Source organism: Brevundimonas mediterranea (genome assembly GCF_011064825.1).
In the GTDB taxonomy this organism is placed as follows: domain Bacteria; phylum Pseudomonadota; class Alphaproteobacteria; order Caulobacterales; family Caulobacteraceae; genus Brevundimonas; species Brevundimonas mediterranea_A.
The window spans coordinates 3,056,393-3,073,021 of sequence record NZ_CP048751.1 but is presented as its reverse complement, the minus strand read 5'-3'; the positions used below and the strand labels follow the sequence as shown (position 1 = coordinate 3,073,021).

At 67.9% G+C, this 16,629-nt stretch carries 14 protein-coding genes and 1 tRNA gene; 8 read left to right on the top strand and 7 right to left on the bottom strand.

From position 1 onward, the window contains the following. Nucleotides 1-9: 9 nt before the first annotated feature. On the top strand, nt 10-921 hold the full coding sequence (locus tag GYM46_RS15095) for a class I SAM-dependent methyltransferase (protein WP_008259027.1): 912 nt from the start codon (nt 10-12) through the stop codon (nt 919-921). Continuing rightward, entirely contained in the window at nt 918-1,727 is an 810-nt protein-coding gene (locus tag GYM46_RS15090) for a TrmH family RNA methyltransferase (RefSeq protein ID WP_040349581.1), read from the top strand. Before GYM46_RS15095 ends, GYM46_RS15090 begins: the two co-directional genes overlap by 4 nt. Here GYM46_RS15090 and GYM46_RS15085 read toward each other — a convergent pair. After that, entirely contained in the window at nt 1,724-3,010 is a 1,287-nt protein-coding gene (locus tag GYM46_RS15085; protein ID WP_040349582.1) for an MFS transporter, read from the bottom strand. The two genes, GYM46_RS15090 and GYM46_RS15085, sit on opposite strands and share 4 nt — an antisense overlap. Before the next feature lie 63 nt (nt 3,011-3,073). Continuing rightward, nucleotides 3,074-5,521 carry an ATP-dependent helicase HrpB gene (gene hrpB, locus GYM46_RS15080; protein ID WP_008264080.1) on the bottom strand — a complete coding sequence of 816 codons (2,448 nt, stop codon included), beginning with the start codon at nt 5,519-5,521 and terminating at the stop codon, nt 3,074-3,076. A 166-nt stretch (nt 5,522-5,687) separates the two neighbouring features. Between hrpB and GYM46_RS15075 the strand changes: the two genes are divergently transcribed. Continuing rightward, nucleotides 5,688-7,262, top strand: coding sequence for an amino acid permease (locus GYM46_RS15075; RefSeq protein ID WP_008260640.1), 1,575 nt, complete (start codon nt 5,688-5,690; stop codon nt 7,260-7,262). Between the two features lie 146 nt (nt 7,263-7,408). Here the strand turns inward: GYM46_RS15075 and GYM46_RS15070 are convergent. The 3 genes from GYM46_RS15070 to GYM46_RS15060 all read right to left on the bottom strand — a co-directional run bounded on the left by GYM46_RS15070 (nt 7,409) and on the right by GYM46_RS15060 (nt 8,520). Further along, nucleotides 7,409-7,493: transfer RNA gene (locus GYM46_RS15070), tRNA-Leu, on the bottom strand. 60 nt (nt 7,494-7,553) lie between these two features. Next, nucleotides 7,554-7,922 carry a hypothetical protein gene (locus GYM46_RS15065; RefSeq protein ID WP_008258840.1) on the bottom strand — a complete coding sequence of 123 codons (369 nt, stop codon included), beginning with the start codon at nt 7,920-7,922 and terminating at the stop codon, nt 7,554-7,556. 82 nt (nt 7,923-8,004) lie between these two features. Then, complete coding sequence (locus GYM46_RS15060) at nt 8,005-8,520, bottom strand: Dps family protein (RefSeq protein WP_197019716.1); 516 nt, start codon at nt 8,518-8,520, stop codon at nt 8,005-8,007. A 179-nt stretch (nt 8,521-8,699) separates the two neighbouring features. Between GYM46_RS15060 and GYM46_RS15055 the strand changes: the two genes are divergently transcribed. The 5 genes from GYM46_RS15055 (at nt 8,700) to GYM46_RS15035 (ending at nt 15,223) form a co-directional block, all read left to right on the top strand. Further along, complete coding sequence (locus GYM46_RS15055) at nt 8,700-9,215, top strand: hypothetical protein (protein ID WP_050771635.1); 516 nt, start codon at nt 8,700-8,702, stop codon at nt 9,213-9,215. A gap of 284 nt (nt 9,216-9,499) precedes the next feature. Continuing rightward, nucleotides 9,500-10,108: an RNA polymerase sigma factor gene (locus GYM46_RS15050; RefSeq protein WP_052004839.1), complete on the top strand. Its 609-nt coding sequence runs from the start codon at nt 9,500-9,502 to the stop codon at nt 10,106-10,108. Then, nucleotides 10,108-11,058 carry a FecR family protein gene (locus GYM46_RS15045; protein WP_008260080.1) on the top strand — a complete coding sequence of 317 codons (951 nt, stop codon included), beginning with the start codon at nt 10,108-10,110 and terminating at the stop codon, nt 11,056-11,058. Before GYM46_RS15050 ends, GYM46_RS15045 begins: the two co-directional genes overlap by 1 nt. 89 nt (nt 11,059-11,147) lie before the next feature. Further along, a complete protein-coding gene (locus GYM46_RS15040) occupies nt 11,148-13,814 on the top strand; it encodes a TonB-dependent receptor (RefSeq protein ID WP_208861701.1) in 2,667 nt (888 codons plus the stop codon). 104 nt (nt 13,815-13,918) lie between these two features. Continuing rightward, the gene (locus GYM46_RS15035) at nt 13,919-15,223 is read left to right on the top strand and encodes an aminotransferase class V-fold PLP-dependent enzyme (protein ID WP_050771638.1); all 1,305 of its coding nucleotides are present in this window, start codon (nt 13,919-13,921) and stop codon (nt 15,221-15,223) included. A gap of 60 nt (nt 15,224-15,283) precedes the next feature. Here GYM46_RS15035 and GYM46_RS15030 read toward each other — a convergent pair whose 3' ends face one another. Beyond that, nucleotides 15,284-16,021, bottom strand: coding sequence for an energy transducer TonB (locus GYM46_RS15030; protein WP_008261718.1), 738 nt, complete (start codon nt 16,019-16,021; stop codon nt 15,284-15,286). Further along, the gene (locus GYM46_RS15025) at nt 16,018-16,626 is read right to left on the bottom strand and encodes a biliverdin-producing heme oxygenase (RefSeq protein ID WP_008261440.1); all 609 of its coding nucleotides are present in this window, start codon (nt 16,624-16,626) and stop codon (nt 16,018-16,020) included. The genes GYM46_RS15030 and GYM46_RS15025 overlap by 4 nt, the downstream gene beginning before the upstream one ends. Between the last annotated feature and the right edge of the window lie 3 nt (nt 16,627-16,629).

Genomic DNA, 16,629 nt, shown 5'->3' with positions numbered 1-16,629 from the left:
AGCCGCACAATGGCGCCCCTGCTCTCCCCCACCCCCGAAACCCTCGTGACCCGCGGCTGGTCCGACTACGCCCTGCTGGATAGCGGCGACGGCAAGAAGCTGGAGCGCTACGGCCGCTACACCGTGGTCCGCCCCGAGCCCCAGTGTTTCTGGTCCCCGCGCGATCCGGCCGCCTTCGAGAACGCCACGGCCACCTTCGATCCCCAGCAGGAGGAGGAAGACTCGGGCCGCTGGCGGTTCGACCAGCACGGCCCCATTGACGCCTTCCCCCTGAAATGGCGCGACGTGAAATTCACCGGCCGTTTCACCCCCTTCCGCCACCTGGCCTTCTTCCCGGAACAGGCCGCCAACTGGGAATGGCTGGACAACCGCGTGCGCAGCTTCTCGCGCGAAGCCGGCAGAGCCCCGAAGATCCTCAACCTGTTCGGCTACACCGGCGTCGCCAGCCTGGCCGCCGCCGCCGCCGGGGCCGAGGTCACCCACGTCGACGCCTCGAAGAAATCGGTCGCCTACGCCCGCGAGAACGCCGAACAGTCCGGCCTGTCCCAGCACCCGATCCGCTGGATCGTCGAAGACGCCCGCAAATATGTCGCCCGCGAGGTTCGTCGCGGCTCCAAATACGACGGCATTATCCTCGACCCGCCCAAATACGGGCGCGGCCCGACCGGCGAGGTCTGGCGCCTGTTCGAGGACATGCCGCTCCTGCTGAAGGACTGCGCCGCCCTGCTGGCCGACGACGCCGACTTCCTGTTGCTGAACGCCTATGCCGCCCGGGTCTCGGGCCTGTCCCTGGCCCATCTGATGGCCGAGGCGACGCATGATCGCGGCGGCCGCATCGACTGGGGCGAACTGGCCCTGTCCGAAGACGGCCCGGACGCCCGCGCCATCGGCCTGTCCTTCTTCGCGCGGTGGAGCCGATGAGCGCCAGAGACGAATATCGCGTCATCACCTCCCTGACGAACGACACGATCAAGAGCGTCCGCGCCCTGCATATGCGCAAGGAGCGCGACCTGACCGGCGCCTTCCTGGCCGAAGGTCTGAAGTTCATCGGCGAGGCCCTGGACCTGGGTCGCGCGCCGCGCATGCTGCTGGTCGGCGAGGAGGCTCGCCCCCACCCCCTGCTGGACCGGGCCAAGGCCGAGACGCGCAAGGCCGGCGGCGACATCATCATCGTCACCCACGCCATCCTCGAAAAGATCAGCCGCCGCGACAATCCCCAGACCGTGCTGGGCGTGTTCGACCAGGCCTATGCGCCGCTGGACAGCCTGGACCCGACGTCAGCGCCCTGCTGGGTGGCCCTGGAGCAGGTGCGCGATCCCGGCAATCTGGGCACCATCATCCGCACCGCCGACGCGGCCGGATGCGGCGGCGTCATCCTGATCGGCGACTGCGTCGATCCCTATTCGGTCGAGGCCGTGCGCGCGACCATGGGCTCGGTCTTCGCCGTCTCCATCACCAGGACCGACCCCGAGGCCTTCCTGGCCTGGCGCAAGACCTGGCCCGGCAGCGTCGTCGGCACCCGCCTGGACGCGACCGTCAGCCACCGCTCTGCGGTGATGCAAAAGCCGTCGCTGATCCTGATGGGCAATGAACAGGCGGGCCTGACCGACCAACTGGCCGCCGCCTGCGACGTCAACGTCAAGATCCCGATGCGCGGCCGGGCCGACAGCCTGAACCTGGCCATCGCCACGGGCATCATGGTCTACGCCGCCACGGACGAGGCTTAAAGCTCGGTCTCCGGGCTGACCCGTCCCATGCCCCACAGGGCCAGGATGGTCACCACCGCCGACAGGGCCAGATAACCGCCGACCGCCGCCAGCCCATAGTTCTGCGCCAGCCAGGTCGCCAGATAGGGCGCCAGCGACGCCCCGACGATGCCCGCCAGATTGAAGGCCATGGACGCCCCCGTATAGCGGACCGTCGTCGGGAAGGGCCGCGCCATGGCCGCGCCGATGGGGCCATAGGTGCAGCCCATCAGCCCGAACCCCAGGGCGAAGAAGATCAGCAGTCCGGTCAGACCGGCGCCGAACAGGGGCGCGAACAGGGCGCCGAACAGGCCGATGCCCACCGACGACGCGATCAACACCTTCACCTGCCCATACCTGTCCGCCAGCAGGGCCGTCACCGGAATGAAGGCGGCGAAGAACAGCACCCCGATCAACTGGATCGGCAGGATGTCCGCCCGCTCATATCCCATGCCCGTCGTGGCCCAACCCAGGGCGAAGACGGTCATCAGATAGAACAGCGAGAAGGTCGTCACCCCGCTGAACGTCCCCAGGAACAGCGCCATCTTGTGATGAGCAAACAGGGTGACGGCCGGCGCCTTGACCCGCTCGTTGCGGTCCACCGCCTTCTGGAACTCGGGGGTCTCGGTGATCTTCAACCGCACCCACAGACCGACGAACACCAAAAGGGCGCTGGCCAGGAAGGGAAGACGCCACCCCCAGGCCTCGAATTGAGCCTCGTTCATCGTCGAGGTCAGCACGATGAAGGAGGCGGTCGATAGAATGAAGCCGATCGGCGCGCCAAGCTGCGGGAACATGCCGAACCAGGCCTTCTTGCCGGGCGGGGCGTTCTCGGTGGCCAGCAGCACGGCGCCGCCCCATTCTCCGCCCAGGCCCAGCCCCTGTCCGAACCGGCACAGGGCCAGCAACAGGGGCGCGATGATCCCGACCGAGGCATGGGTCGGCAGCAGGCCGATGGCCACGGTCGACACGCCCATGGTCATCAGGGCCGCCACCAGCGTCGCCTTGCGCCCGACCCGGTCCCCGAAATGCCCGAAGGCCAGGGCGCCGACCGGCCGCGCGAAGAAGGCGATGGAGAAGGTGGCGAAGGACGACAGCATGGCCGTCGTCGGATCGGCGCCGGGGAAGAACAGGCGCGGAAACACCAACACCGCCGCCGTGGCGTAGATGTAGAAGTCGTAGAATTCGATCGTGGTGCCGATCAGGCTGGCGAAAAGAACCCGCCCCTTCCGGGCGGTCGGCGAAACATTCTTTGCGTCAGACACGGTGAAATCCTGCTTGGGAGCAAAGCCAATGCTTTGCCCGTCCCGCGCGGTCAAGTCCGGCGCTCAGGTCCCGCGCGGCTTGACCCGGTTGGTGGGCTGGGCATCGGCCGGGTTCTCGGGCCAGGGATGGCGCGGATAACGGCCCCGCATGTCCGACCGCACCGCCGCCCAGGACCCGGCCCAGAACCCCGGCAGGTCCTTCGTCACCTGAACGGGTCGCCGCGCCGGGGACAGCAGCGACAGGGTCAGGGGAACCCGTCCGCCGCCGACGGTCGGATGGGTGACGACGCCGAACAGCTCCTGCACGCGGATCTCCACGCGCGGCCCGCCTTCGGCGCCATAGTCGATCCCCGCCGACCCCAGGGGCGTGTCCAGCCGACCGGGCGCGAGATCATCCAGCTTGCGCTGCAAATCCCAGGGAACCAGCCCCCGCAGGGCCTCGGCCAGCCGCCCGTCGCTGATCGTTTCCAGCGACTTCGCCCCCTCCAACACCGGCCACAGCCAGTCCGCCCGCGCCTCCAGCAGAGCGGCGTCCGAAACATCCGGCCAGCCAGCATCCAACCCGTGCAGAAAGGCCAGCCGCGCCCGCAACCCCGTCGCCTGTTCGCCCCAACGCAGGGCGCCTAGGCCCTCGGCCTCGATCTCGGCGCGCAGGGCCGCCGTCATGGTTTTGGCGTCCGGCGCCCCGATCACCTTTTCATCCAGCACCAGGGCGCCGATGCGTCGCGCACGCCGGATCACCATCCGGCCGGACGGCTCCTTGACCAGCCGATCCTCGACATCGATCAATCGCCCCAGGTCGGCCTCGATCCGCGTCCCGTCCAGCGCCGCCGCCAGCCGCACCCGGTCGCGCGCCTCGCCGCCGCCCCCACCCGCTGACAGCTCCGCCACCGCCAACCAGGATTCTCGCGCCAGATGATCGGCCGCGTCCAGCGCCGCCCCGCGCCCGCTGGCCAGCAACAGTTCGCCCGTCTTGCCGCGCGCCTTGGCGATGCGTTCGGGAAAGGCCTCGGCCAGCAACAGGCCCGGTTCGACCGTCTCGCCCTTGCCGCCGCCCGCCGCCTTCGCCCACCGGTCGGCCAGTTTCAGCGCATCCCGCGCCCGGGGCGACCGATCCCGTTCCAGCCCGACCAGACGATCCGCCAGGTCCACGCCCGAGCCGCCCAGGCCCGGCTCGCTCAGCACCGCCGCGATCCGCGCCCCGGTCATGGCGTCCCCGGCGTCCGAGGCCACGGCGACCATATGGGCCAGCCGCGGCGACAGCGGGATGCGCGTCAGACGTCGTCCATGATCCGACAGGCCGCCTTCGGCGTCCAGCGCCCCCAGACGGCTCAACACCTTGCGCGCCTCCGCCATGGCCCCGGCCGGGGGCGGATCCAGCAGGGCCAGCCCCTCGACCGACCGCGCGCCCCACCGCGCCAGATCCAGCGCCAGACCGGTCAGGTCCGCCTCCTGGATCTCCGGCCGTTGGTGCGGGACCAGGCCCCGCGTCTGTTCCTCGTCCCACAGGCGATAGCAGACGCCCGGTTCGGTCCGCCCGGCCCGGCCCCGCCTCTGTTCCGCCGACGACCGGCTGACCCGCACCGTCGCCAACCGCGTCAGGCCGCTGGACGGCTCGAACCGGGGCACGCGCGACAGACCGCCGTCCAGCACCACCCGCACCCCGTCGATGGTCAGACTGGTCTCCGCCACCGAAGTCGCCAGCACCAGTTTGCGCCGCCCCTCCACCGCCGGTTCGATAGCCCGATCCTGCTCGACCCGGTCCAGCCCGCCGTACAGCGGAACCACATCGACATTCGGCAACCGCAGCCGCTCGCTGACGAGCCGCGCTACCCGGTGAATCTCGCCCTGCCCCGGCAGGAAGGCCAGCACCGAGCCGGTCTCTTCGCCCAGCGCCGTCAGACACCCCCGCGCCATCGCCTCTTCGAACCGTTCGGCCGGATTGCGCCCCAGATAGCGGGTCTCGACCGGATAGGCCCGCCCCTCCGCCTCGATCACCGGCGCGCCGTCCAGCAGTCTCGACACCCCCGCCACGTCCAGCGTCGCCGACATGACCAGCAGCCGCAGGTCCTCCCGCAGCACCCCTTGCGTCTCCCGCGCCAGGGCCAGCCCCAGGTCGGCGTCCAGGCTGCGCTCGTGGAATTCGTCGAACAGGACGGCGCCCACCCCCTCCAGACCGGGGTCGTCCAGGATCATCCGGGTGAAGACGCCCTCGGTGATCACCTCGATCCGCGTCTTCGGTCCGATCCGGCTTTGCAGCCGGGTGCGATAGCCGACGGTCCCGCCCGCCGTCTCCCCAAGGGTGCTGGCCATCCGGTCCGCCGCCGCCCGTGCGGCGATACGGCGCGGCTCCAGCACCAGGATCTTCCCCTCGCCCAGCCAGGCCTGATCCAGCAGGGCCAAGGGCACGACCGTGGTCTTGCCCGCCCCCGGCGGCGCGGCCAGCACCGCCGTATTTCCGGCCGCAAGGACGGCTTTCAGGGGTTCGAGAACAGCGTGGATCGGCAACATCACCCGCCTCTAACCCGATGCGCCCCCGATGCGCCACCGATGCGCCGTGATCACGAAAGCGTCGTGAGGGCTTTACCGCCTCGTCATGCGCGTTGCGCGCCATTCGATCCGCCGCTAGCGTCCGCCCAACGCGGCCGAGGGGCCGCTGTAAACGTGGGGGTATTCTATGTGGCGCGTTAAGTCGCTCGACGCGATTCTGGCCACGGCCGAGAAGAAATCGCTTCATCGGTCGCTCGGACCTATTCAACTGACCTTGCTGGGCATCGGCGCCATCATCGGCACCGGCATCTTCGTGCTGACGGCCGCCGCCTCGCAGAAGGCCGGCCCCGGCATGATGGTCAGCTTCGTCATCGCCGGCGCGGTCTGCGCCGTCGCGGCGCTCTGCTATTCGGAACTGGCCGCCATGGCCCCGGTCTCGGGCTCGGCCTATACCTACACCTACGCCGTCATGGGCGAGCTTCTGGCCTGGTGCGTGGGCTGGGCCCTGATCCTGGAATACGCCGTCGCGGCTGCAGCCGTCTCGGTCGGCTGGTCGGGCTATGTCCTCGGACTGATAGAACAGGGGCTCGGGTTCGATTTCCCTGACCTCCTATCCGCCGGACCGACCTGGGCCATGAACGGCTTCATTCCGATGCCCGACTTTTCGGCGGGGATCGTCAACATCCCGGCCATCGTCGTGGCCCTGCTGGTCACCGGCCTGCTGATGCTGGGCACGACGGAATCAGCCCGGGTCAACGCGGTCTTGGTCCTGATCAAGGTCGCCGCCCTGACCGTCTTCATCGTCATCACCCTGCCGGTGATCAAGACGGCCAACCTGTCGCCCTTCGCCCCCAACGGGCTGTTCGGCGCGTCTTCCGGCATGGGAATCGTCGGCGCCGCCGCCTCGATCTTCTTCGCCTATGTCGGCTTCGACGCCGTCTCGACGGCGGCTGAAGAGACCAAGAACCCGCAACGCAACGTACCGATCGGTCTGATCGGCTCGCTGGCCATCTGCACGGTCTTCTATCTTCTGGTCGCGCTTGGTGCGGCCGGCGCCATCGGCGCACAGCCGGTGCTCGGCGCCGCCGGCGAAGCCGTCCAACCCGGTTCGCCCGCCTTCGTCGCCGCCTGCGCCCTGCCGGCCAACGCCGAAGCCCTGGTGTGCTCCAACGAGGCCCTGGCCCACGTCCTGCGCGTGATCGGTCATCCCCAGATCGGCAACGCCCTCGGCACCGCCGCCCTGCTGGCCCTCCCCTCGGTCATCCTGATGATGATCTACGGCCAGACCCGTATCTTCTTCGTCATGGCGCGCGACGGCCTGCTGCCGGAAGGCCTGACCAAGATGCACCCCAAGTGGAAGACGCCCTATATCGTCACCGCCTTCACAGGCATCGCCGTGGCCATCGGCGCCGCCCTGTTCCCGGTCGGCAAACTGGCGGACATCTCGAACTCCGGCACCCTGTTCGCCTTCTTCATGGTGTCGATCGCGGTGCTGATCTTGCGGGTCAAGGAACCGAACCGCAAACGTCCGTTCCGGACGCCGCTGATCTGGCTCTTCGCGCCCCTGTCCGCCTTCGGTTGCGCCTTCCTGTTCTGGAACCTGCCGCACGACGCCAAGATGGTGCTGCCGATCTGGGGCGGCTTCGGCCTGTTGATCTATTTCCTGTATGGCTATCGCAAGAGCCACCTGGGCCGTGGCCTGATCGAGGTCCACGAGACCGACAGCGACCTGCCGCCGCCGCCTGTCCCGCCGATCAGCTGAGACACGCGCTGATGTCCTCAGGCAGGCCAACCAAAACGGCCATAAGTCCTGAGGGCGACCAGCCCAAAACCGGCCTCAAGTAGGCCCGCGAGGGCGATAGGCCAAAACAAGAAAAGGCCCCGGAGCGATCCGGGGCCTTTTTGCTTTGGTGCGGATGAGAGGACTCGAACCTCCACGCCTTGCGGCGCTGGAACCTAAATCCAGTGCGTCTACCAGTTCCGCCACATCCGCTTGGGCAGGTGGTGGGCTCTAGAGGGCCGGACGTCGCCTGACAAGAGCCTCCAGCGGCCTTCAGCGGCGTCCGGCGACCAGTTCGTTGCGGATCGTCCGTCCCAGGGGATCGCGAGCCTGCCAGCTTTGACCGATGTCGGCCTCGACCATGCGGCTACAGAAGCGTGGCAGAATCTGGCGTGGCCTGAACCCGGTCAAACAGATCTTGTCGCCCTCCCGGCTCCAGCGCGCGCTCAACTGACGCCCGTCCGAGAACTGGGACACATAGCGGCCGTCCGGCTCGAAAAAATGCTTCACCCACTGGCCGTTGGGATAGTGAGACACGATGGTGTTGCCAAAGGCCTCCGCCATATCGGCCCGCGCCGGGGCCGTAGAGGCGACGACGACGCCCAGCGCCAGGCCGCAACCGATCAGGACCGTCCGCATCATCCCCTCCGCGTCTTTCCGACCAGATATTACCGATCGTTAAGACTTTGCAAGCCGGAGGGTTCCGGACGGTCCGTGCGTCGGATCAGACGTTGCCGCGGCGGCTCGATTCGAACAGGAACCAGACGCGCTTCTCGCTCTCGTCGATCCAGTTCTCCAGCAGGCTGGCGGTCGCCACGTCGTTGTGCTCGTCGCAAAGATCGTGGACCTCGCGCATACGCCCGACCAGGTCGTTGTTGTCGTCCCGCAGTTCGGCCAGCATGTCGAGCGCATCCACGAACTCGGCGTCATTGTCGAGAACGCGCGATTCGCGGGCGATCTGACCGACAGAGCGCAGAGTGGTCCCGCCGATCTTGCGCGCCCGTTCGGCGATCAGATCGGTCATGGCCAGGATCTCGGCCGATTGTTCGTCCAGCATCAGGTGATAGTCGCGGAAATGCGGGCCGGACACGTGCCAGTGGAAATTCTTGGTCTTGATATAGAGAGCAAAGACATCCGCCAGCAGGGTCGTCAGAGCGGCGGAAATATCCCGCGTCGCGGCCTCCGACAGGCTGGTGGGGGTTTTCAACGGCGCCAGACGTTTCTCGTGGGCGGTGGCCATGGTCATTCTCCTCAGCTGAAGCACTGCTTAGCTAGGGAGCGTGAGGTCCCAGCGAAAGTCCCGGCGCCCTTCATTTTTGCCGTTGCGTACATTGTCCGTATACCAATGTTCGCTACAGTCGAAATCTTGCGACTTCAGACACGACCCCGGACTGGGTCCAGATCCCGGCTCAGATCGTCATGAGATACAATATTTGCAGTCGCACCTGGGACCAGGGCGAGCGGCCCGTCCACCTTACCTCCATATCGCAGGGCCAATACAGCATCAGCGACGACCCGGACGCGGTGATCACGACGGTCCTCGGCTCGTGTGTCGCAGCCTGTATTCGCGATCCCAAGCGAGGCGTGGGCGGCATGAACCATTTCGTTCTCCCCGAATCTCCGACGCCGCTTTCGGAACAGGACGACCCGTCGCGCTACGGCTCCTACCTCATGCAGCGTCTGGTCGATGGCCTGCTGGAAGCCGGAGCCAATCCCCACTGTCTCGAAGCCATGGTGTTCGGCGGCGCCAGTCCCGGCGATTCGTTCTACAATGTGGGGGCGCACAATGTGGCCTTCGCCGAGGGTTTCCTCGCTGACCGGGGCATAGAGATCGTCGATTCGATCTGCGGCGGGCGTTCCGGATGCAAGGTGGAATACTGGCCGGCGTCCGGCAAACTGATCCATACGCCTTTGGGGAAATACGGAAAGGCCTGACCCGCCGCTCACAAGCTTCGCCGGGTTCTGCCCCTAGCAGCCGTTGGTCCCAAGTCCTGAACCTAGAGCCGCGGCGGGGAGCCGGCGGGCCGCGATGATGGACGACCGACCAATCGACCAGTCGGCTCGGTTATCGCTGGAGCGGTATGTGCCGGCGCTTCCCCTGCTGACGCCGATCGACCGGTTCACGCAACGGAACAGGCCAGCGGCGCGCCTGGCGTTGTTCGACGCCAGCTGAACCAGCAGGAGATCTCGTGGGCGCTGCGGTGTGTCGCCAACAGGACATGTCCGGGACACTCAAGCTTCACAGGACCCCGCTACACCGCGCCGAACAGACAGCAGGCACGCCTTTCGGCGGGGGCGCGGACGTGGCGTACGACGGGGATCAGAAGCTGGCGACGGTTACGTGGTCGCCGGTCCGCGACTTCGTCCGTCGACTGGCCCATCGACGGCTGGGGCGCGCGGATATGGCGGACGATGTGGCGCAGGAAACCTTGCTGCGGCTTATCGAGTACCAACGCGGCGGCCGGATCGACAACCTGTACGGCCTCGCCACGCGCATCGCGGAGAATCTCGTGAACGAGGAGTATCGGCGTGAGCGACGTTGGAGGGTCGAAGGGTTGAGCGAAACGCTCGCCAGCGGCCAACCTTCGCCCGAAAGGGTTGTGGAGGGCCGCGAGGCCGTGGAGGTCCTGAAACGCGCGCTCAAGCGCATGCCGCGCCTGCGTCGAGAGATCATAATCCGGCGACGCATCCACCGCCAGGGTTGCGCCGCCATCGCCGAGGACCTTGGCCTGAGCGTCAAGGCGGTGGAGAAACATGTGACCCGAGGTCTGCTGGACCTGAATGAGGCCTGCGGTCAGAAGCGGCGCGGGCGGAGGACGGCGCTCTGATGACGAATGACAAACGCATCATGGCGGAGGCCGCCGCCTGGGCGGACCGAGCCTCGCACCCGGATGCGGATCTCGATGACGCCGCAGCGTTCGAGAGCTGGATGAACGCGAGTCCCGCTCACCGCGCGGCCTTCGCCGAGATGATCGGCTTGTGGCGCTCCGACGCCTTGAGCCAGGCGGCGGCTGAGGTGGAGCAGCGGGCCGATCTCCGGCGCCCCCTTCGGGTTCCGTGGCGTCTGGCGGCGCCCTCCGCCCTGGCGATGGCGGCCGTCTGCATCGCCGCCGTGCTTGTCGCGCCCTGGATGGACCACCGAACCCTGGAGACCCGGCGCGGCGAGACCCGGACGGTGGCGCTGGCGGACGGCACCTCGATCCGGCTGAATGGCGACGCCCGCCTGTCGATCCGGCAGAGCCCTCTCTGGCGCGCCGCGACGCTCGAGCGCGGCGAGGCCTGGTTCGAAGTGCGGCACGACGGTCGGCCGTTCGTCATCGACGCGGGCGAAGGCGAGGTACGGGTCATGGGGACCGCTTTCAATGTGGATCGGATGGCCTGCGGTCGGGCGGAAGTCACTCTCTATCGAGGCGCGGTCCGACTGCGTACGCGCGGAGGCCAGATCCTCGACCTGGAGCCTGGAGACCGCGCGATGTTGGAACACGGCCGTATCCGCCCGACGACACACAGTCTCTCGACCCGGCCCGACTGGACCGACGGCTGGTTCGACGCGGAGGAAACGACCCTGGGACGCCTCGTGGCCGAAATCGACCGCTTCTCGAGAACGCCCGTCGTCATTGATGGCCAGGCCAGCCGTATCCCGGTCAGCGGACGCTTCCGCCTGACGGACCCGCCTGCCACGCTGGCGCTGATCGAGAGAGCCTATGACGTGCGCATTGACACGACGGGAGAGACGATCGTCGTCCGCAGCGGATCTCGCCAGCCGGACCGTCGCTAAGGTTTCACAAAAAGAAATGTCGGGTTCGGCCCTGGCCGGACATCGAACCGATGTCGATCACAGTCGACGATTCACCGGGGGATACCGACATGACTTCCACACGGGCGCTCAGCGCCTCCGTTTTCGCACTCGCGGCCGCTCTGGCCGTGACGCCGGCCGTGGCCACGGCCCAGGCCGCGCACCAGGCCTTCTCTATTCCCGCCCAGGATCTGGGCCGGGCGCTGACGGCCTATTCGCGCGCCACCGGCCTTCAGGTCGCGGCGCGCCCCGCCCTGCTCCAGGGTCGCCGCAGCCAGGCCGTCGAAGGTCGTTTCAGCCAGGCTGACGCCCTCGCCCGACTGGTCGGCGGCAGTGGACTGACCGCCCGCATCGTCGGCGACGCTGTGCTGATCGAAGCCGCTCCCTCGGCGCCGGTCCGCGCGGCACCCGCCAGACCGGCTGCGAACGCCGCGACCCGGTCTGCGCCGCCCCCGCTGGGAACCCCGGGCGGCGTGGAGGCGCTGGACGAAGTGATCGTGACCGGCACCCGACAAGCCTCGCGCACGGCCGCCGAGACCCTGTCGCCCGTCGACGTCCTGTCCCAGGAAGAGATCCGCGAGAGCGTGTCCGGCGATCTTCAGGACACGCTGACCCTGCTCGCCCCGTCCTTCAACGTGCAGCGCCTGCACGCCGACCCGCCGGCCTTCGTGCGCCCGACGACCATGCGCGGCATGCCGGGCAAATACGTCCTCGCGCTGGTGAACGGCCGGCGTTACCACAACTCCGCGCAGGGTCAGGCCCCCGACCTGTCCACCATCCCCTCCGCCTCGATCCGTCGCACGGAAATCCTCCGTGACGGCGCGTCCGCCCAGTACGGCTCGGACGCCATCGCCGGCGTGATCAACATCATCCTCGACGACCGCCCGGGGCTGCGCGCCTTCAGCCAGTTCTCGCGCTACTATCAGGGGGACGGCGAAGAGTATCGCTTCGGTCTCGGCGGCGGTCTCGCGCTCGGCGAAAATGGCTCGATCAGCGGCGCTCTCGAGTACAACCGGCAGGGCCGCACGGGCCGGCAGGTCCAGCGGCCGGACGCCCTCGCCTTTGAACTCGCCCACCCCGGCGTTGAATTGCGCGATCCGGTGCAGAAGTGGGGCCAGCCGGAAGAGGAACGGCTCAAGGGCTCGCTCAACGCCAACTATCGCCTGTCCGGCAACCACGAACTCTACGCGTTCGGCCTGTTCAACGACAGCGAGGGGATGACGGATTTCAACTGGCGCAATCCGGACGCCACCAGCAACGTCTACAAGGCGACGGCCGCCTTCCCGGGCTTCTCCTTCCTGTCGATCTTCCCGGGCGGCTTCACGCCCCAGTTCGGGTCGAAGATCGAGGACTACCATCTGTCAGGCGGCGTCCGGGGCGACCTGTCGGATCGCCTGACCTATGACCTCGCCCTGACCTGGGGCACCAGCCGCGTCGCCTTCAGCCTGGACGACACGGTCAACGCCTCGCTCGGTCCGAAGAGCCCGACCAGTTTCTTCCTCGGCCGCGAGTATCAGGACGACTTCGTCGCCAACGCCGACTTCGTCTATCGGCTTCCGGTTGGCGGCAGCGAGCCGCTGAACATCGCCTTCGGCGCCGAGGCCCGCGTCGTGACCTATGGCGTACAGGTCGGCGACAAGGCCTCGTGGGAGATCGGACCGGGGGCCGCCTACGGTCTGGCCGTGGGATCCAACGGCATGCCGGGCTACAGCCCGGCGCGCGCCGGGGAATGGGACGCCCGCAGCTACGCCGCCTATGTGGACCTGGAATGGCGGCCTGTCGAAGCGCTGACGCTCGGGGCCGCCGGCCGCTACGAGGACCACGATTCGTTCGGCGGCAATTTCGACTACCGTCTGGCCGCCCGCTATGAACTGCCGGTCGGTCTGGCGGTCCGCGGCACCTACTCCACCGGGTTCCGCGCCCCGAAGCCGTTCGACCTGTATTCGTCGGCCTTTACCCAGAGCCTGAACCTGACCAACGGTTCGGTGAACAACAGCGGCCGCCTGAACGTCAACGATCCGCTGGCGATCTCGCTCGGCGCCCAGCCGCTGAAGCCCGAGACTTCGAAGAACAGCGCCCTGGGCGTCGTCTACAACAACCACGGGCTGACGCTCAGCATCGACGTCTATCGTGTCGACTCCAAGGACCGCCTCACGACCCGTTCGATGTCGGTTCCGGCGGGCACGCCGAACCCCCAGAACTTCACGTCCCTCAGCTACTTCATGAACGCCTATGAAGCGCGCACCCAGGGCGTGGACATCGTCGCCGCCTACCGCCGCGACATCGGTCCGGGTCGGTTCAACACCAGCCTGTCCTACAATCAGAATGAGACCGAGATCCTCGATGACCGTCTCGCGCCGCTGAACCCGCTCAACAAGGAGTTGTTCGCCCGCCGTTCGCGGCCTGGCGCGGGCGTCTCTGCTGGATTCGGCTATGACCTGGGTTCGCTCTCGGTCTCGTCGCGCATCCGCTACTACGGGACCTGGATCGACATGGGCACCGACCCGGACGACGCCGACCGCCTGTGGCAGGAATTCGATCCGATGGTGCTGGCCAATCTCAGTGTCTCGTACGATTTCGCCAACGGCGTGAATGTCAAAGTCGGGGGGGAGAATATCTTCGATTCCTATCCCGACCGGGCGACGCTCGACGCCAATCGCGGCCTGCTCTACTCGCGTAACGCCCCGTTCGACACCGACGGCGGGCAATACTGGATGCGTCTGGGCTATAATTTCTGACGCAGATCCCGATCAGGATCCCATGGGGCGTGGCGGCTGGACCGCCACGCCCTTCCCGCTCTTCCCGACGTTGCAGCAGCGTCCGGGCCATCGCCGAGATTTCCATGCTTGAGCTCAACCGTCGTGCGCTGCTGGCTGGCGGCGTCGTCCTCCCCGCCGGAGCCGCACTGACGCCCACGCCGGCCCGCGCAGCCTCCGACGACGACGCCTTCTGGCGCGACATCGCCGCCGAGTACGACGTCACCCGGGACGTCATCCAGCTCGAGAACGGCAACTGGGGCATGATGCCCAGGCCGGTCCACGCGCACTATGTCGAGGTCCTGTCCCGTGTGAACCGCGAGACGAGCTACTACGCCCGCCGCGGCATGGGGCGGGATCTGATGGACGTCAGAAGCCGCCTCGCCGAGACCCTGGGGGTCCCCGACGACGAGATCGCCTTCACGCGGAATGCGACAGAGGCGCTGAAGGCGCTGATCGGCGGCTACAACCGTCTCACCCCCGGCGACGCGGTCCTCTATGCGGATCTGGACTACGACAGCATGCAGCACTGCATGGATCGACTGGCCCTGCGCGAGCGGGCCGAGGTCGTGAGGATCGCCCTGCCCGAACCGGCCACAAGAATGCGGCTGATCGACGCCTATGCCGAGGCCTTCGACAGACATCCGCACGTGCGCCTGGTGCTGTTGACCCATGTCAGTCACAGAACCGGTCTCGTCCTGCCTGTCCGGGAAATAGCGGCCCTGGCGCGTGAACGCGGCATCGATGTGATCGTCGACGCCGCCCACAGCTGGCGTCAACTCGACTTCGCCCTGCCGGACCTGGATTGCGACTTCGTCGGCCTGAACGGGCACAAATGGCTGGCCGCGCCCCTGGGCGTCGGCGTCCTGCACATTCGCAAGAGCGCCCTTGATCGCATCGACCATGACCTGGCGACAGCGTCCGACGCTCCGGACGTCATCAGCGAACGGATCCATACCGGCACGCTGAACGCCGCCGCCTTCCTGACCGTGCCATCGGCCCTCGCGTTCGAGACCCGCATCGGCCTGGACCGCAAGAGCGCGCGCCTGCGCGCCCTGCGCGATCGCTGGGTCGAACCCGCACGGGCTATTCCAGGAATCGAAATTCTCACCCCTGACGAGCCCGGCCTGTATGGCGCGATCACAGCCTTCAGAATCACAGGACAGACCTCGATGCGCGCCAATGAGGCCATCGCGCGCCAGCTGCTGGATCGCCACCGCATCTTCACCGTGGCTCGAGGAGGCGTCGATCGAGGCGGCTGCGTCCGGGTGACCCCCAACCTGTTCAACACCATGCAGGAGATGGACTTCCTGGCAGGCGCGATCGCCAATGTCGTTCGCACCCTTCCCGACTTGCCAACTCCGAAAGCGTCGCGGGACTCCAGGGGTTGAAGATGAACTGGCGCGTTGTCGAAAGATGTCCAGGCGCGGGACACGTCTTGGGGCTGCCGCTCAGCGCGACAGGAAGAACTCGACCGGGGTCGTGAGCTCGATCGTGGCGCCGGAGATTTCAGGCGGGGGCGCGGGCAGAGGTTGGGCCCGCGCCAGCATGGCGAGGGCCTCGCGGTCGAGCAGGGCGCGGCCGGAACTGCGTTCAATCCTTGAGGCCAGGACGCGGCCGGCGCGGTCCATCGTGAACCGCACATGGACCACGCCCTCCTGACGCAGGCGCTGGGCACCGGGCGGATAGCGCTTCTTGCTGTCCAGATGGGCCAGGAGGCGGGCTTTCCAGTCTTGCGGGGCGGTCGAGGCGCTGGGCGAAGGCGGCGCAGGGCGCGAGACGGGGGCCGTGGTGGCGGGCGCCGGCGTCTGGCGTTCGGCTGCGCGCGGGACGGGAGGCGCGACCGGGATGGCCACGGCTTCGGGCGCCTCGGCGTGAACGCGGAGCGGGACTGGCGGGCGCGGGAGGGGGCGGCTGGACGCGGCCTGGATCTGCTTGGGACCATCGACCTGTTCGGATGGCGGTCGGGGCGGTGCGGCGTTGCTGCGGACCAGAGCCACGACGATTACGGGCGGCTCCTCCAGCGGCATGGGCGCCGGGACGACGAAATGGATCAGAAGCAGCAGGGGCGCGGCGTGAAGGGCCAGGGCGGCGCCCAGGGCCAGGGCGCGACGGGCGCGCGCCCTGGGACGCCGGGGGGCAAGGCCCCCGACGTCGTTCAGGATCGTGGCGCGCGGCGCGGCTGTCATGCCGGGTCGGCGGCTCCATGGCGAAAGCCGACATCGACCAGGCCGCGCACGCGGGTGAAGGCGGCCGAGGCGCCGGCCATGACGCGGGCCTCTTCCTCGTCTGTCAGATCCGGGGCGTCGAGGGCGGCGGTGAATCTGCGCCAGTGGTTGGCGCGGCCTTCGGGCGAGGCGGCCAGATGGCGGGCGCCGAATTGGGCCGACAGGCCCAGCGCCGCCGCCGCCTTGATCAGGAAGGCGGCGCCCAGGTTCGACCCTTCGGCGACGTAGAGCCAGCCCAGGGCCGTCGGCAGATCCACCGATGCGCCCTCCACGAAGCGCGGGACCGGCGTTTCATCGGCCGGCGCAGCGCCCAGATCGGCGAGATCGGCCTTCACCTGTTCGTAGCGGCGGCGTCCGGACAGATCCGGGAACAGGGCCGCCAATTCCGGCGCCGCGTACAGGGCGGCGATGTCGCGGTGGAACATCTGCTGGATACGCAGGAACACGGCATAGGTCTCGCGGCTGCTGAACGGCTTGGCGGCCATGATGGCCTTGTCCAGCCCTTCGTGGACGCCATGGCTGGCGGACTTCAGACGTTTCGCGCGGCTTGTTTCGACTTGGATCATGGC